The sequence below is a fragment of the Kaistella pullorum genome, from assembly GCF_014837035.1.
Classification (GTDB): domain Bacteria; phylum Bacteroidota; class Bacteroidia; order Flavobacteriales; family Weeksellaceae; genus Kaistella; species Kaistella rhinocerotis.
The window spans coordinates 161,152-176,876 of sequence record NZ_JACSPS010000003.1 but is presented as its reverse complement, the minus strand read 5'-3'; the positions used below and the strand labels follow the sequence as shown (position 1 = coordinate 176,876).

Below are 15,725 nucleotides of genomic sequence, written 5' to 3'. Positions count from 1 at the left end.
GTAAAGGTATGCACGCAGATGGAATATGACAGATCGAAGGAGATTTTCGCATTTTATAATGTCGAAAATTTATTGCTGCCGGACGCGCCTCCTGTTCACAGCGCGGACCCTACAATTTCAGGATTACGAAATTGGGACGACCGCAAATACCGCCAAAAACTTAATAAGATAGCTCACGTTGCTGAATTGATTTCGGCTTCCGAAGGTGTCTTGCCAATGTTGTTCGGAGTTGCGGAAATTCAGGGTGAGAAAGCACTTACTGATATTCTTGAATTGCCTTTTTTTAAAGCTTTCCGCGCTGTACACTTCCCTTCCGCAGATACACGTGGAATAGATGTGGCATTGCTTTACGATCCCGAAAAAGTAGAAATTCTGTCTTCCAAGACTATTCGGTTGACGGAAGAATCAGGGCAGGTCTTTGACACGCGGGATATCCTGCATGTGCGACTCGGGTTTTGTAACGAAATTTTTAACGCGTACGTCGTTCATTTTCCTTCGAGGAAGGATAAAGATGCAAATTTTGGTTTGCGCGAAAACCTTGTAAGACGTTTAGCCGCCGACATCGCACAAAACAGCAATTCCGAAGCAGTGATTTTGATGGGTGATTTTAATTGTAATCCGGATGACAAGATGCTTCTCCCAATATTTAAAAACAATTCTGGAAAACAAATTTTCAACCCTTTTGCCGATCTGTATACAAACGGAATATACTCTACGTTTCACAATAAGAGCGGCCAAACGTTTGATCAAATCATGTTGTCTGAACACTTTCAGCAATCAGACTTTCCGCTTAAATTTACCGCCGCTAAAGTTTTCTCTCACGAGAAGTTGAGAAGCAGCAACCGGAAATTGGCTCAGCGGCCGGCAAGGACGTATGCGGGAAAACGATATCTGGGCGGATACAGCGATCATTTTCCTGTAATAACGGTATTAAATTAAACTTAAAAAAATATATAGAACACTACGATATGAAAAGTGCAATAAACTCGAGTTACCACTTAGACCCTGTGGATAAAGAAATTATTTATATGCTGATGGATAATGCCAAGACTTCTCTGGCCCACATCTCCAAAAATGTGGGGATCTCTACCACGGCCGTACATCAGCGCATCAAAAAACTCGAGCAGGCGGGCGTTATAGAAAACTCCATTTCATTCCTGAACCCTCGAAAAATAGGGTATAACGTTGTTTCATATATTGGTGTCTATCTTGAGCAGCCCAGCCATTATCATGATGCGGTGAAAGCATTGAAAGAAGTAAACGAAGTGGTAGAAGCGCATTATACGACGGGGAATTATACGATTTTTCTTAAAGTGCTGTGCCGTGATAATGATCATCTGATGCAAATTTTGAACAAGCTGCAGAAACTGAAAGGCGTTACCAGAACCGAAACCTTTATCTCCCTCGAACAAAGTATTAACAGACAACTGAAAGTTTAAAAGCTATGAATATCACTGCATTTTTAGATTCTACATACCTGAAAACACCGTCTCAGGCGGGCATCAGCGAAGAAGAGACGCGCCAAAAAGTTTATCGACTTACCGATGAAGCCATTCAAAACGGTTTTTATGAGGTGATGATCCGGCCCGATTTTGTAAAAGAGATTAAAGATTATCTCGTTTCTAAAGGTTCGGCCGTGAAAGTTGGAACTGTAATGGGTTTTCATGAAGGTACTGCAAGTACTGCAGAAAAACTCGTGGAAGCTGAAAAAGCCATCACGGACGGTGCAGATGAACTCGATTTCGTAATCAACTACGAAGCCTACAAAGCCGGACAGAAAGACCTTGTGAAAAACGAATTTGTCTCAGGGACCAAACTTTCGGTTGACAACGGGAAAGTGGTGAAATGGATTATAGAAATTGCAGCGCTTACCGACGAACAGATTGTAGCGATCACAAAAGATATCCGCGAATGGGCGGAAGCAAATTTTGAGGAAAACCAACTTCCGGACATCTTTGTGAAATCATCTACAGGTTTTTATCTTACCGAAGACGGCAAGCCGAACGGTGCTACTTTTGAAGGAATTGAACTGATGATACAGAACGCCGGAAAACTTTCGGTTAAGGCTGCCGGTGGCGTAAAGTCGCCCGAAGATGCCCAAAAAATGATTTCGATGGGTGTGAAAAGAATCGGAACTTCTTCTGCGCTTTCATTGGTTTCTGACCAGGAAATTAAGGACGGATATTAATTAATTTAAATACATTAAGTACAATCAGGAAATCGTGCGCCTTGCACGGTTTTTTATTTTTATACGCTATTTTTGCAGGCCATGGCAAAGAAATCTTCAGCGCGAAAGACGAAAAGGAAAATTCATAAGAAACGAAAGCGCCACTGGCTTTTGCGGCGGGAGGTCCTGCTTTTAATTTTAATAGCAGCGCTGATCGGAACTGGTTTTTACCTTAAACAAACGCTCACCTTCTATTATGCGATGTATTTTGATAAATTCGAGCATAAGTCCCTGAGCAATACCGAAGCCGAAGAGCAGCGCATCAACAGAATCATTACCGGTTACAATGACAAGACTTTTGGCATTGATATGTCCCATTATCAGCGCAAAGAAGATATTGCCTGGGACAGTTTGAGTATCGCCAACCGCGCAATTCCTATAGAATTTGTAATCTTAAGAGCCACAATGGGCAACCGAAGTGCAGACAAACATTTCGAGGAGTTCTGGCAGCTCGCCAAAAAGCATAAACTGATCCGTGGTGCATACCATTTTTACCGCGCAGATGAAGACCCGGTGCGTCAGGCCAACAATTTCCTTGAAAATGTGAAGCTTGAGGAAGGAGATTTGCCGCCGGTTTTGGACATCGAAAAAATACCACGGCGAAAATCGAACGCAAAGCTCATCGAAGATCTGAAAATTTGGTGCCGGATTATCGAGGAAGCGTACGGCGTGAAACCCATCATTTATACCTATTACCATTATCACAAAGATTTCCTGCAGGGCGAATTTGATGATTATCCGCTCTGGCTCGCCAATTACAACGATGTGCCGCAGCCTACACCTACCGGTAATTGGGATATGTGGCAGTTTACGGAGAACGGAATCGTTTATGGAATCAACACAAAAGTAGACGTGAATGTGTACAACGGCAGTCTTTGGTCGCTCAAAAGGCTGACGATTGATTAATCACCAAGGTGAAGTTCAGCGGGACTTTTCCGCACGACAATCCTTTTAAGCTTGCAGACAAACCTAGGCGGCCTGTTGACCGCCTTTCTGCGTTCCTCATTATCCGCTTAAATATTAGTATTTTTGCAGTCTCAAATTTACGCTCAATCTAAACCTTCCAAATGAACTACGTTTCCGCCGAAAATCTCACCAAATCTTATGGCCTCAAAGTATTGTTTAAAGACATTGCCTTTAATGTAAATGAAGGCGATAAAATTGCGATCGTAGCCAAAAACGGCAGTGGAAAATCTACCTTGCTCAAGATTTTGATGGGCAAAGAGATTGCAGATTCGGGCAATGTGGTGATCAATAAAGATATTCAGGTTGTTTTATTCGATCAGGAAATTGAGTTCGATTCCGCACTTTCGGTGGAGGAGTTCATGATGACACTTGATTCGCCGCCTATCATGGCTGTAAAGAATTACCACCACGCGCTGCATACCGAAGATCCAGATGACATGGACAAAGCCCTGGCCGAGATGGAGATGCACAAAGCCTGGGACCTTGAAAATGAGATGAAGCAGATTCTCACGCAGCTAAAAATCACAGATTTGGAGGCGAAGATGGGAACGCTTTCCGGCGGACAGATAAAAAGGGTTGCACTTGCAAAACTTTTGACGGAAACCCGCGCAGAACACCGTCACATCCTTTTAATTATGGATGAACCCACGAACCACCTTGATGTAGAGATGGTTGAATGGCTCGAAAATTACCTTTCGAAAGCGAAAATCACGCTGCTGCTCGTAACGCACGATCGTTATTTTCTTGATTCTGTGTGTGATATCATCTGGGAAATGGAGGATAACAATCTCTACGTACACCACGGCAGTTACGCGACGTACCTTGAAAACAAGATCATCCGCGAAGAAAATTTAAATTCGACAATCGATAAGGCACAAAATCTTTACCGCAAAGAACTGGAATGGATGCGTCGCCAGCCAAAAGCGCGTACCACCAAGTCGAAATCGCGTATCGGAGATTTCTATGAGACAGAAAAAGTAGCGAAACAAGACACCCGCAAGCAAAGTCTGGAACTGGATTTTGAGATGAAGCGTCTCGGAAAAAAAATCCTGGAGCTTAAGCATATCGATAAAAGTTTTGGTTCAAAGGTTTTGCTTAAAGATTTCAGCTACCAGTTTCAGCGCGGCGAGAAAGTGGGCATCATCGGCCAGAACGGTACCGGAAAATCTACACTTTTAAATATCATCCAAGGGCTTGAACCCTACGATAATGGCGAAATAGAAACCGGAGAAACCATTAAATTCGGTTATTTCTCGCAGAAAGGCCTTACGTATAAAGAAGATGAGCGTGTGATTGATTTCATTAAAGAAATCGGTGAGAATTTCCCGCTGGCGAACGGACGCACAATTTCGGCGTCGCAGTTTTTGCGCTTGTTTTTATTTGATGACCAAACACAATATTCGCCGATCTCGAAACTTTCCGGTGGCGAAAAGCGGCGTTTGCATCTGATGTACGTGCTGTATCAGAATCCGAATTTCCTCATTTTCGATGAACCGACAAACGACCTCGATCTTCCGACGCTCACAGTACTCGAGAATTTCCTGCTGCAGTTTCAGGGCTCGCTGATCATCGTATCGCATGACCGTTATTTTATGGACAGAATTGTGGATCACGTCCTGGCATTTGAGGGTGAAGGAAAAGTCCGCGGTTTCGTAGGCAATTTCTCCGAATATCGCGAAGTACGAAGTCAGGAACTCAGCAAAAAAAGTCCGGCGGTGGAAGCTAAACCGAAAGTTGAGACACCAACGCCAAAAACGGAAGTCGAAAAACCACCGCAGCGGAAATTGAGTTTCAAAGAGCAGCGTGAACTTGAAATGATCGATAAGGAAATGCCAAACCTCGAAAAACTTCGGGCAGAAATCCTTGAAAAACTGAATAACGAAACCGATTACGACAAAATTTCCACGCTGTCTGCAGAACTTCAGAAGTTGGGAGACGAGCTTGAAAATCTCGAACTTCGCTGGCTTGAACTTCAGGAATAACGCATCGTTATATTCTTAAAATGTAATTCAAATTTTATGGAGAAAAACCAGCAGCTCGAGGCCAAATACGGCCTGTTCACCGCAATTTCGATGGTGATCGGCCAGGTCATTGGTTCAGGAATATTCTTTAAAGTTGACGATGTTTTGGTCGCTACACAGGGCAATGTCCTCGCGGGACTGTTAGGTTTTGTAATTGTCGGGATCAGTGTGGTTTTCGGTGCCATTTCGATGTCGAATTATGCCGAAGTGTTGCCGAAAGATGGTGGCGTGCTCAATTATGTAAATTTCCGCTTCGGTGAGACAGCGAGCTATTTCGTCGGCTGGATGTACATGAGTCTGTTCTATCCGTTGCTCACTGCGGTTCTCTTTACCGTTTCGGGCATCTATATTGCGTATTTCTGCGCTGAATTCATGAGTTTTTCGCCGGGAAATCTTCATTTTTTGCTGATTGGCTTAGTAAATGTTTTGATTTTTTTTGTCTTTAATATTTTCCGGCCCAGAAGCAGTGGGATTTTCCAGCAGTTCACAATGGTGCTGAAGATTCTTCCGCTTATTCTGATTGCTTCCATCGGTATTTTAAGTTTGATGAAGGGCGACGTGGAGGAAACCAATACTTTTGCTTTTGCAGTGAAAAATACCAGCAGTTCACCGTCATTTATTCTTTTAGTAGCGGCGAGTTTTGTTCCGATTTCGTTTGCGTTCGACGGATGGTACATCGCGACACAGATTTCCGGTGAGATAAAAAATTCCCGAAAAAACCTACCGAAAGCTTTGATCATTGGGACAATTGCGGTGATGGTAATTTACGTTTCTTATTATTCGGGAATCGTACTGCGGATGAGTGGTGACGAAATCATTGCTTTGAAAGACACCTATATCACGGAGTTTTCGCGCAAGGTTGCTTCAAACACAGGCGCGCTGGTGATGCAGCTTTTCATCATTATCTCTGTATTGGGCGCTGCAAACGGTCTTTTACTGGCAACCATCCGTGTACCGTTTCAGTTTTCAAATTTGCCTAAAGCAAAGAAGTTTCTGAATATCGATGTTATCGATCCCAAGACGAAAATGCCCGTGAACAGTGCATTGCTGGGTCTTGCGATCATTATTATGTATATGCTCATCTATTTTGTGAGCAACACAGCGCCGGTATTCACAGAGAGAGGATTCGATATTTCGGCAATCCCGATTGTCTTCATATATATGGTAAACGGCGCGCTCTTCATCGGTCTTTTCCGTCTTTTCCGCAAAGATGTCTTTACCGGAAATAAAATTTTAAAAAAAATCATGGCGGTGACAGCCATATTTGGAATCGTAGTCGTGCTGCTTGGAACTGCCACGGCACCCAACGGAATCACGTATATGCTCATCAGTTTGGTCTTTTTAGTCTTCGGATTTTTGTTGAAAAAGTCCTAAACTGACATTTATCATATTTATAAATTACTTCATCATCAGCCCGTTAGCTTTCAAGAGGGAATTTTATTTAGAATTATTACAAATAAGTTTGGTCCAAAGGCTTTGCTTTTTTACATTTGCATCGTTATTTTAAATCATTCTAAATAAAAACTATTAATGAAAAAGCAGATTGTTGCCGTAGGATTACTTTTTATAAGCGTTTCGGCTACCGCGCAGATGAGTTTCAACCCAGAAAACGACACGTTGCGCGTACAGCAGATTGAAGATATCAACCTTCACAAAACCGGAAACCCGAATACTGCAAAAACGTTCACCACGAAATCTAATCTCACGGTGATGGAGAATCCGCAGCCTATCGCTATCGTGACGCACGAGATCATCGAGCAACAGCAGGCAAAACAGTTGAGTGACGTCTTACAGAATGTGAATGGACTTTATATCACATCATCCCGCGGAAATTCGCAGGACAGCTTTGGTGGACGTGGCTTCAATTTCGGAAATGACAATATTTTTAAGAATGGTTCGCGGGTAAACAGCGGTGTTTTTCCTGAAACTTCGGGTCTGGAGCGGGTAGAAGTGCTGAAGGGAGGCAACGCAATGCTTTATGGTAACGTGGCTGCAGGCGGCGTGGTGAATCTTGTAACCAAGAAACCCAGGTTTAATTTCGGTGGAAGCGCCGGTCTGAATGTCGGAAGCTGGAACACTTACAAGCCTACTGTTGATTTTTATGGACCGCTGAGCAAGAAAGTTGCATTTCGTGTGAACGGTACCTATGAAACCGCTGAAAGTTTCCGTGATGTGGTAGAATCTCAAAAATATTATTTCAATCCTTCTTTGCTTTTCAATATCGGTGAAAAATCTCAGCTGATCGTTGAGGCTGATTATCTTAGAAATGATTTCACGCCTGATTTCGGAATTGGTGCCATAGAGAACCGTGACAAATCTTATTCACTCAACACTTTTCTGCCACGTAACTCCTTTTTGGGAGCTGACTGGCAATATCAGAATACGCAGCAAGCCACGGCTGGAATCACATTTAATCATCAGTTCAATGATTTGTGGACACTTAATACCGTTGCTTCTTACCAAAATTACACGAAAGATTATTTCTCAACTGAAAGGGTTACCTGGACCTACGATAATGCAGACCGCCTGAAATGGAACCGTCCGGTGAACAAGACGTATAACGAGCAGAATTATACTTCTTTACAACTAAATTTAAACGGTGAATTCAACACCGGGAAATTAAATCACAAGATCCTCATCGGAACAGATGGTGATTACGGCACCGCGGATGCGTACGCTTTTGATCTGTCGCAAACAGTTTATGGAACGGGCGGCAACGCGACCAACGGTTTAGTATATCTTGACGACCCTTCTTCCTGGGCCAGCGGTGCAATGCCCACTTCAACCAAAAGAGACAGAACGCGGATCCCAACGCAGCGTTTTGGAATTTATGCACAGGATTTCATCAGTATTACCGAACAGTTTAAAGTATTGGCTGGCTTGAGATGGTCTTATATTGAAAATAAAGATACTGAGAAGAAGTCTTTCGCTTCCAACCAGACAGGACTGACCGCAGGAACTGTGGACAGGGCCTTTTCACCCAAAGCAGGTTTGGTGTATATGCCGAATGACAATCTTTCTGTTTTTGCCACGTATACCAATTCGTTTTCTGCAAATACCGGTCGCGATATCTACGAAAACTCACTCACACCTTCCATCATCGATCAGTTCGAGTTGGGTATGAAAAAGAATTTCTGGAACAATACGGTAGCTTTGAACCTTTCGCTTTACCAGATTGAAAACCGAAACTTTTACCAAATGGCGGAATTTAATGCTCAGGGTCAGGTTAATAACGATTCCACCATTAAAGAATTTGCCGGAAAGATGCGCAGCCGCGGTGTAGAACTCGATATTACCGGTAATCCGTTGCCAAACCTTTCGATAATTGCGGGTGCATCTTACAACCATTCAGTTTACCTTGATACGCCAGTGGATTTTGGTTATGTGGAAAATCAGCGACTTGTGCGAACGCCGGCTACTACTGCGAACGCATCTGTTTTTTACACATTTACCCAATATGTTGAAGGTTTGAGACTTGGTGCCAGCGTTTATTTTGTGGGTGACAGAATCGCGGGTTGGAATGATACCAAAGAAACCATCGATACGCGAAACGGCGTTTCAAGACTGTTGCCGATTGATGATTATGCCACTGTTGCATTGTCGGCAGGGTACGACTGGAAGAAATTTGGCGTGATGGCCAAAGTAGGAAACCTGTTCGACACGGTGAATTACAACTATCACGAAAACTATTCGGTGAACCCGATCACGCCGAGGAATTTTTATCTCACATTTACTTACAAGCTTTAAGAAAAAACAAATATCAAATTAAATTCAGCGATAAATAGTGGAAATTCAGGTTTCCACTTTTATCATTAAAAGTCAAATTAAACATTAAAAAACTATGGAATCTAAAAAGAAAAAACAGAATGTGAAGGCTACGATGCGCATCCTGCACCGTTATTTAGGCTATTTTACGGCCGGGATCATGGCGGTTTACGCGATCAGCGGTGTTTTACTCATTTACCGCGACACCAATTTCCTTAAAAAAGAGAACAAGTATGAAGTGGTTCTGAGACCAAGCCTTACCGAAAAGGAACTCGCAAAGGAAATCAAAATGCGAAACGTAGAATTCAAAGGCAGTGAAGGCGATCTAAGAAAATTTGAGCAGGGAACATACAACGTAAAGACCGGCGAGGCAAAATATTCTAAAATGCAGCTTCCGTACGTGCTCGAAAAGTTCAATGAACTGCACAAATCCACCTCCAAACACCGCTATGCCTCACTCAATACGCTTTTCGGGCTGGTGCTGTTCTTTTTCGTGATTTCATCCTTTTGGATGTTTAATTTCAAATCAAAAGCGTTCCGCCGTGGGATGATCTATGCGGGCATCGGCTTTGTGCTGTCGCTCATCATGGTGTTCTTCCAGTAGGCTGCGGCTGTGTGATTCAGTTTAATTTAAATAAAAATCAGCGCTGCCGGTTCCGATAAATTAATTATCTTTGCACACTTAATAATAAAACAGGGACGAGTTCCCACAAAATCAAACATTTATGTCAGTAAAAATCAGATTACAAAGACACGGTAAAAAAGGAAAACCTTTTTTCCACATCGTAGTTGCAGATGCAAGAGCAAAAAGAGATGGTAAATTCATCGAGAAATTGGGTACTTACAACCCAGTTACAAACCCTGCAATCATCGAGCTGAACGTAGACTCAGCAGTAAAATGGCTTAACAACGGTGCACAGCCTACCGATACTGCAAGAGCGATTCTTTCTTACAAAGGCGTACTTTACAAAAAACACCTTTTAGGTGGTGTTGCTAAAGGTGCATTTGACGAAGCTGAAGCAGAAAAGAGATTCAACACATGGTTGGAAGGCAAGGAGCAGCAGGTTCTTGGTAAAAAAGACGGACTGAAGAAGGCTAAAGAAGATGCTAAAAAAGCAGCTTTTGAAGCTGAAGCTAAAGTAAACCAGGCAAGACTTGACGCAGCAGCGAAAATCGAAGCTGACGCAAAAGCTGAGGCTGACGCAAAATTAGCTGAAGAGAAAGCCGCGGCAGACGCTAAAGCAGCAGAAGAAGTAGCAGCTAACGCACCTGCAGAAGAAACCGCTACCGAAGAGAAATCAGTAGTAGATACAGTTGCTGAAGCAGTTGGTAACGCAGCAGCTGCAGTAGAAGGAGTAGTAGACGCAGTGAAAGAAACAGTAGCAGATGTTACTGAAAAAATTGCTGACGCTGTAGCGCCTAAAACTGAAGGTGACGACGAAGCAAAAGCTTAGTAATTTCTTTCAAAATACATTCAGAGACGCCTTTTGCAGGCGTCTTTGTTATTTTAAAACCATTTATATTTGCAACTGCTGAGAGGTTTCTTACTCCTTCAGTTTTTTAGATTAAATAAGAATATGAAAAAAGAAGACTGCTATTTTTTAGGCAAAATCACCCGCCGACATGGCCTGCAGGGAAACGTCTTTCTGAAACTTGATACAGACCAGCCCGAAATGTACAGCAAACTCGATTCGGTTTTCGTAGACATCAACGGCATGCTGGTGCCATTTTTCGTGGCAAAACAGTCTTGGGGAAAAGCCGATACGCTGATCATTTCGTTCAAGAATTCTACGGAGGCGCTTGTGGACCAGTCACTTGGTAAAGATGTCTATCTACCGCTTTCTACGCTGCCGAACCTTACCGGCAACAAGTTTTACTATCATGAGGTAATCGGTTATGAAATCCGGGAAGAAGACGGCAAAAGCTGCGGAACCATCGTATCGGTAAACGACCAGACCGCGCAGCATTATTTCATGCTCGATTTTGCGGGCAAGCAAATCATCATTCCGATCATCAAAGACTGGATCCTGGAACTAAACCGTGAAGAAAAATTCCTGAAAATGGCTTTACCGGAAGGTTTGATGGATGTGTTCCTGGTGCCGTCAAAGAAAGACGAGTAGATTTTTCAGGGCGATTTTTCCGCCTTCCACTCCCGCTTTTTTGCTTCGCTGCGCTTCGCAAAAAGAGCTCCGTTCAAGTCGGATCGCGGGTTTGGGAAGCAAAAAAAAACGGGTTGCCAATATTTCGGCACCCGCAAATTCTTCTTTCCTGCATCAAAAATTACGCCGCTTTTCAGTACATTTGTAGGAAACACCGGTGTTGTATTCAGTCGGCCGTTTCAGATAAAAACATTATTGATTTAAACTAATGAGAACCACGATCAACGAACTACTTACAGATTATAAAAAACTTTTACATCACGATATCACTGTGCAGGGCTGGGTGCGCGCTTTCCGCAGCAACCGTTTCATCGCACTGAATGACGGCTCTACGATCAATAACCTTCAGGTTGTGGTAGATTTCGAGAAGTTTGATGAAAATATCATTAAGAATATCAGCACTGCCGCCTCACTTAAGATTGTAGGTGAACTGATTGAAAGTCAGGGTGCGGGCCAAACGATTGAGATCATCGCGAAGAAAATCATCATCCTGGGCGATAATTTCACCGAAGAGCGTGATAAAACCATTCTTCAGCCCAAAAAACATTCGCTTGAGGTTTTGCGCGAGCAGGCGCATCTGCGGTTTCGAACCAATCTTTTCGGTTCAGTTTTCCGTGTAAGAAGCGCGGTAAGCTTTGCCATCCATCAGTTCTTCAACAAAAATCAGTTTTTCTATATGCACACGCCTGTGATCACGGGTGCAGATGCGGAAGGTGCGGGTGAAATGTTCAGTGTAACGAATTTTGACCTCGATCAAATTCCGAGGGATGAAAACAACGCGATCGATTATAGCCAGGATTTCTTCGGAAAAAAGACAAATCTCACCGTTTCGGGTCAGCTGAATGTGGAAACTGCGATGATGGGACTTGGCCGCGTGTACACCTTCGGGCCGACTTTCCGAGCAGAGAACTCAAATACTACACGCCACCTCGCAGAATTTTGGATGGTGGAGCCGGAAGTGGCCTTCAACAACCTGGAAGACAACATCGATTTAGCCGAAGATTTCCTCAAATATGTCATTGGATATGTGCTTGAAAACTGCAAGGATGACCTCGATTTCCTCGATAAAAGATTCGCGGAAGAACAAAAGCAGAAACCCGAAAAAGACAGAGCTTATGAAGGCCTGATCGAAAAATTGCAGAATGTCATCCAGAAAAGATTCAAGCGCGTTTCGTACACCGAAGCGATTGATATCTTAAAGAATTCAAAAGAAAACAAGAAGGGCAAATTCCAGTTTCCGATAGAAGAGTGGGGCGCAGACCTGCAGAGTGAGCATGAGCGTTACTTGGTTGAAAAACATTTTGAAAGCCCGGTGGTGCTCTTCGATTATCCGAAAGAGATCAAAGCATTCTATATGAAACTGAATGAGGATGGCAAAACCGTAGCAGCCATGGATGTGCTGTTCCCGGGAATTGGAGAGATAATCGGAGGTTCTCAGCGTGAGGAAAAATTGGCTGTACTTCAGGAGAAAATGAAAACCATGAATGTTGACGAACACGAGTTGTGGTGGTATCTGGATACAAGAAAATTCGGGTCGGTTCCGCACGCTGGCTTTGGGCTTGGGCTTGAAAGACTGGTGCTTTTCGTAACGGGAATGACCAATATCCGCGACGTGATACCGTTCCCGCGAACGCCGCACAACGCTGAATTCTAAAAAATTCAGTACTTTTAGCCATATTAAGTGAAATAAGAAAACAGCAATATTGCTATAAAAACGCACAAATCACATTAGTGAGACCAGATAAGGAATGTTAAAACAAAACTTACAAATGCGCCTCGGCCAGAAATTAGCGCCGCAGCAAATACAGCTCATGAAGCTTATCCAGCTACACACGCTCGAGTTCGAGGAAGAGCTGGAGCGCGAACTGGAAGAAAACCCGGCGCTGGAAAAAGTACAGGAAGATGCTTCAACAGAAGAATTCCCGTCCGCCGAAGAGACTTATGAAGAAGAAGGCACAGACAGCATCGATACAGATTTTGATGTGAATGATTATATTTTCGATGATGAACCTGCATACAAAACCGCATCGAGCAATTATTCTGCCGATGACGAGGAATTTGACAGCGGTTCTTTGCTCACCGAGGGACAGTCGCTTTACGATTATCTTTTAGAGCAGATAAGGCTCGCAAACATCGAGGGTGAAGACCTCAAAATCGCCGAATACATCATCGGAAACCTCGATAACGATGGGTATTTGCGTCGTGAGATCAAGCAGCTTGTTGACGATCTTGCATTCGCGCAGGGCATCTATACGACGCAGGAAAACGTAGTGGACGTTCTTGAAAATTACGTACAGAAACTTGATCCGCCCGGTGTTGGCGCCCGAAACCTACAAGAATGTCTGTTGCTTCAGATTGAGAAGAAGGTGAGCGCTGACAAAGCGGTAAGTTTAGCGGCAAGCATCCTTAAAAATCAATTTGATGCGCTTACGAACAAGCATTACAACAAGATCATCCAGAAATACGATATTGAAGAAGAGGACCTGAAAGATGCGCTGGAAGTAATTTCAAGACTTTCACCGCGTGTAGGTGGAAACTTTGATACACAAACCATCACGATCAACCAAGAAATCATCCCCGATTTTGTAATTCAAATAAAAGAAGGTAAGAATGGGCAGACGGACGTTATTCCGTTACTGAACAGCAAAAATGCGCCTACCCTTCGGGTTTCAGACGAATACAAGGAGATCCTTACCACGTATTCTCACGATAAGAAATCGCCGGACCATAAGCAGGCTGCGCTTTTTATCAAGCAAAAGCTGGATGCCGCAAAATGGTATATTGATGCGATCAATCAAAGACAGAATACTTTGCTGCAAACCATTTCAGCAATTGTAAAACTGCAGAAAAACTACTTTATCACGGGTGATGAGAAATCATTGAAGCCAATGATTCTGAAAGATGTCGCAGATATCACCGGTTTTGATATTTCAACGATTTCACGTGTAGTGAAAAGTAAATATGCGGACACGCCGAACGGCATCGTTTATCTGAAAAGCCTTTTCTCGGATTCACTCATCAACGATGACGGTGAAGAAGTATCGACTAAAGAGATCAAAAATCATCTGCAGGAAGTCATCAGCAAAGAAAACAAGCGCAAGCCGCTTACCGATGACGCGCTCGTAGGTCTTTTGAAAGAAAAGGGTTACAATATCGCCCGCCGGACCATTGCGAAATACCGCGAACAGCTTAATATTCCGGTGGCAAGGCTTCGGAAAGAGTTATAAAGATTAAAATTAAAAAGGTCAGCAAGCGCTGACCTTTTTTTATAGTTCCTGGTTGTCGATTCTTTGAAGTTCAGTGAGATTTTTGCCGAGTCTTTTAAGTATGATGCCGTACACAATTCGGTAATAAACCCAAATCAGCAACACGCTGATAAGCGTCATCACCACCAAGCCCACTATAAAGCCGATTAAAGTTGGATGATTCAGGTGGATTGACTGTTGCGCTAAAGCAATGAAACTGAAAACGGTAAGTACCACAGTGAAAGCCAATAGCAACAGAATGTTGATCAAAATGAACAGGTTCACGGTTTTTTTGAACCGGATGATCTGCAGGATCAGCTTTTTCAGGTTAGATTCTACATGAATCTTGCGGTAGTTTTGGTAAAAACGGATGACGAAAAATGCGGTGACCAGCAGGCTGATAATTTTCAGTACAAAATAGAGATGTGCGAAATCTGCCTGCAGTTTCAAGGTGTTGTGCACGCCCAGTTTTTCGAGCATCTTTATGAAAGATCCGGCATCATCGCTTGAAAATGTATAGTAAATATTAAGGCAAAGAATCACTAAAAATTCTGCGATACTTATCCAGAGGATATATTTCACGTAGTTTCGCGATGATTTGTTCAGCATCGCCTCTATTTCGGTGTTGCTGTATTTTGGCTCTACTTTATGCTCCTGCCAGGTTTTTTTTAAATTATCTAAATCAAATTCAGGCATGTTTTTCCATTAGTTGTTTCAGGGTTTTCTTCAGCCGGTTCATCTTCACACGCGCGTTCACTTCGGTGATACCAAGGTTTTCGGCGATATCGCGGTACGGCAAATCATCCAGATACATCATCACGATCGCCCTTTCCACCTGTGGCAGCATTTTCACTACTTTGTAAAGAAGCGAAATCTGCTGCTGCTTTTCGTCATCATCTTCCAGATAGCTGCTGGCGTGAAAATCCATCAGTTCATCGGTCTGCGGCGATTTTGTCTTCTTGCGGAAAAGTGTGATTGCTGTATTCAGGGCCACGCGGTACATCCACGTCGAAATTTTAGATTGGCCTTTGAATGTGTCGTAAGAACGCCAGAGTTGTAACACGATTTCCTGAAAAAGGTCCTGCTCATCCTCCAGTGAGTTTGTGTACAGACGCGAAACTTTAATAATCAAACCCTGATTATCTTTGATGAGTTTCGCAAATTCCTTTTCCTTTACACTCAAAACGCCTAAAAATAATAGCAGCGAATATAAGTTTTTTTAGCCTTGTTTTGTTAAATTTTTTCTAATGGTGCCGTGCGGATTTCAATGATGCCTGATGATTACACTTCCCTTCGCATCACTGCTTACGCGCGCTCGGCATGCTTTTTCTTATATTTGCCG

General features: G+C 43.1%; 13 protein-coding genes and 1 pseudogene. 12 read left to right on the top strand and 2 right to left on the bottom strand.

Annotated elements, in window-relative coordinates; all coding sequences use genetic code 11:
- The first annotated feature begins 18 nt into the window (after positions 1–18).
- The 12 genes and pseudogenes from H9628_RS09360 to rpoN all read left to right on the top strand — a co-directional run bounded on the left by H9628_RS09360 (position 19) and on the right by rpoN (position 14,365).
- Positions 19–939 carry an endonuclease/exonuclease/phosphatase family protein gene (locus H9628_RS09360; protein ID WP_251833885.1) on the top strand — a complete coding sequence of 307 codons (921 nt, stop codon included), beginning with the start codon at positions 19–21 and terminating at the stop codon, positions 937–939.
- Between the two features lie 29 nt (positions 940–968).
- Entirely contained in the window at positions 969–1,439 is a 471-nt protein-coding gene (locus H9628_RS09355) for an Lrp/AsnC ligand binding domain-containing protein (RefSeq protein WP_251833884.1), read from the top strand.
- A 5-nt stretch (positions 1,440–1,444) separates the two neighbouring features.
- The gene (deoC, locus tag H9628_RS09350) at positions 1,445–2,188 is read left to right on the top strand and encodes a deoxyribose-phosphate aldolase (RefSeq protein WP_251833883.1); all 744 of its coding nucleotides are present in this window, start codon (positions 1,445–1,447) and stop codon (positions 2,186–2,188) included.
- 81 nt (positions 2,189–2,269) lie between these two features.
- Complete coding sequence (locus H9628_RS09345) at positions 2,270–3,133, top strand: glycoside hydrolase family 25 protein (RefSeq protein ID WP_251833882.1); 864 nt, start codon at positions 2,270–2,272, stop codon at positions 3,131–3,133.
- Positions 3,134–3,294: 161 nt separating this feature from the next.
- Positions 3,295–5,175, top strand: a complete 1,881-nt coding sequence (locus tag H9628_RS09340; protein WP_251833881.1) for an ABC-F family ATP-binding cassette domain-containing protein — start codon at positions 3,295–3,297, stop codon at positions 5,173–5,175.
- Positions 5,176–5,211: 36 nt separating this feature from the next.
- Positions 5,212–6,588, top strand: coding sequence for an APC family permease (locus tag H9628_RS09335; protein WP_251833880.1), 1,377 nt, complete (start codon positions 5,212–5,214; stop codon positions 6,586–6,588).
- Between the two features lie 156 nt (positions 6,589–6,744).
- Positions 6,745–8,961, top strand: coding sequence for a TonB-dependent siderophore receptor (locus H9628_RS09330; protein ID WP_251833879.1), 2,217 nt, complete (start codon positions 6,745–6,747; stop codon positions 8,959–8,961).
- Between the two features lie 94 nt (positions 8,962–9,055).
- The gene (locus H9628_RS09325; protein ID WP_251833878.1) at positions 9,056–9,583 is read left to right on the top strand and encodes a hypothetical protein; all 528 of its coding nucleotides are present in this window, start codon (positions 9,056–9,058) and stop codon (positions 9,581–9,583) included.
- Positions 9,584–9,704: 121 nt separating this feature from the next.
- Positions 9,705–10,265 (top strand): annotated as a pseudogene (locus tag H9628_RS09320) (30S ribosomal protein S16); the annotation flags it as partial.
- 291 nt (positions 10,266–10,556) lie between these two features.
- Positions 10,557–11,099: a ribosome maturation factor RimM gene (gene rimM, locus H9628_RS09315; RefSeq protein ID WP_251833876.1), complete on the top strand. Its 543-nt coding sequence runs from the start codon at positions 10,557–10,559 to the stop codon at positions 11,097–11,099.
- A 247-nt stretch (positions 11,100–11,346) separates the two neighbouring features.
- On the top strand, positions 11,347–12,792 hold the full coding sequence (gene asnS, locus H9628_RS09310; RefSeq protein WP_251833875.1) for an asparagine--tRNA ligase: 1,446 nt from the start codon (positions 11,347–11,349) through the stop codon (positions 12,790–12,792).
- A gap of 94 nt (positions 12,793–12,886) precedes the next feature.
- A complete protein-coding gene (gene rpoN / locus H9628_RS09305) occupies positions 12,887–14,365 on the top strand; it encodes an RNA polymerase factor sigma-54 (RefSeq protein ID WP_251833874.1) in 1,479 nt (492 codons plus the stop codon).
- A 39-nt stretch (positions 14,366–14,404) separates the two neighbouring features.
- Here rpoN and H9628_RS09300 read toward each other — a convergent pair whose 3' ends face one another.
- Together H9628_RS09300 and H9628_RS09295 are read right to left on the bottom strand one after the other, a co-directional pair.
- Positions 14,405–15,079, bottom strand: a complete 675-nt coding sequence (locus H9628_RS09300; protein WP_251833873.1) for a beta-carotene 15,15'-monooxygenase — start codon at positions 15,077–15,079, stop codon at positions 14,405–14,407.
- Positions 15,072–15,566: an RNA polymerase sigma factor gene (locus H9628_RS09295; protein ID WP_251833872.1), complete on the bottom strand. Its 495-nt coding sequence runs from the start codon at positions 15,564–15,566 to the stop codon at positions 15,072–15,074. The genes H9628_RS09300 and H9628_RS09295 overlap by 8 nt, the downstream gene beginning before the upstream one ends.
- Positions 15,567–15,725: the final 159 nt, after the last annotated feature.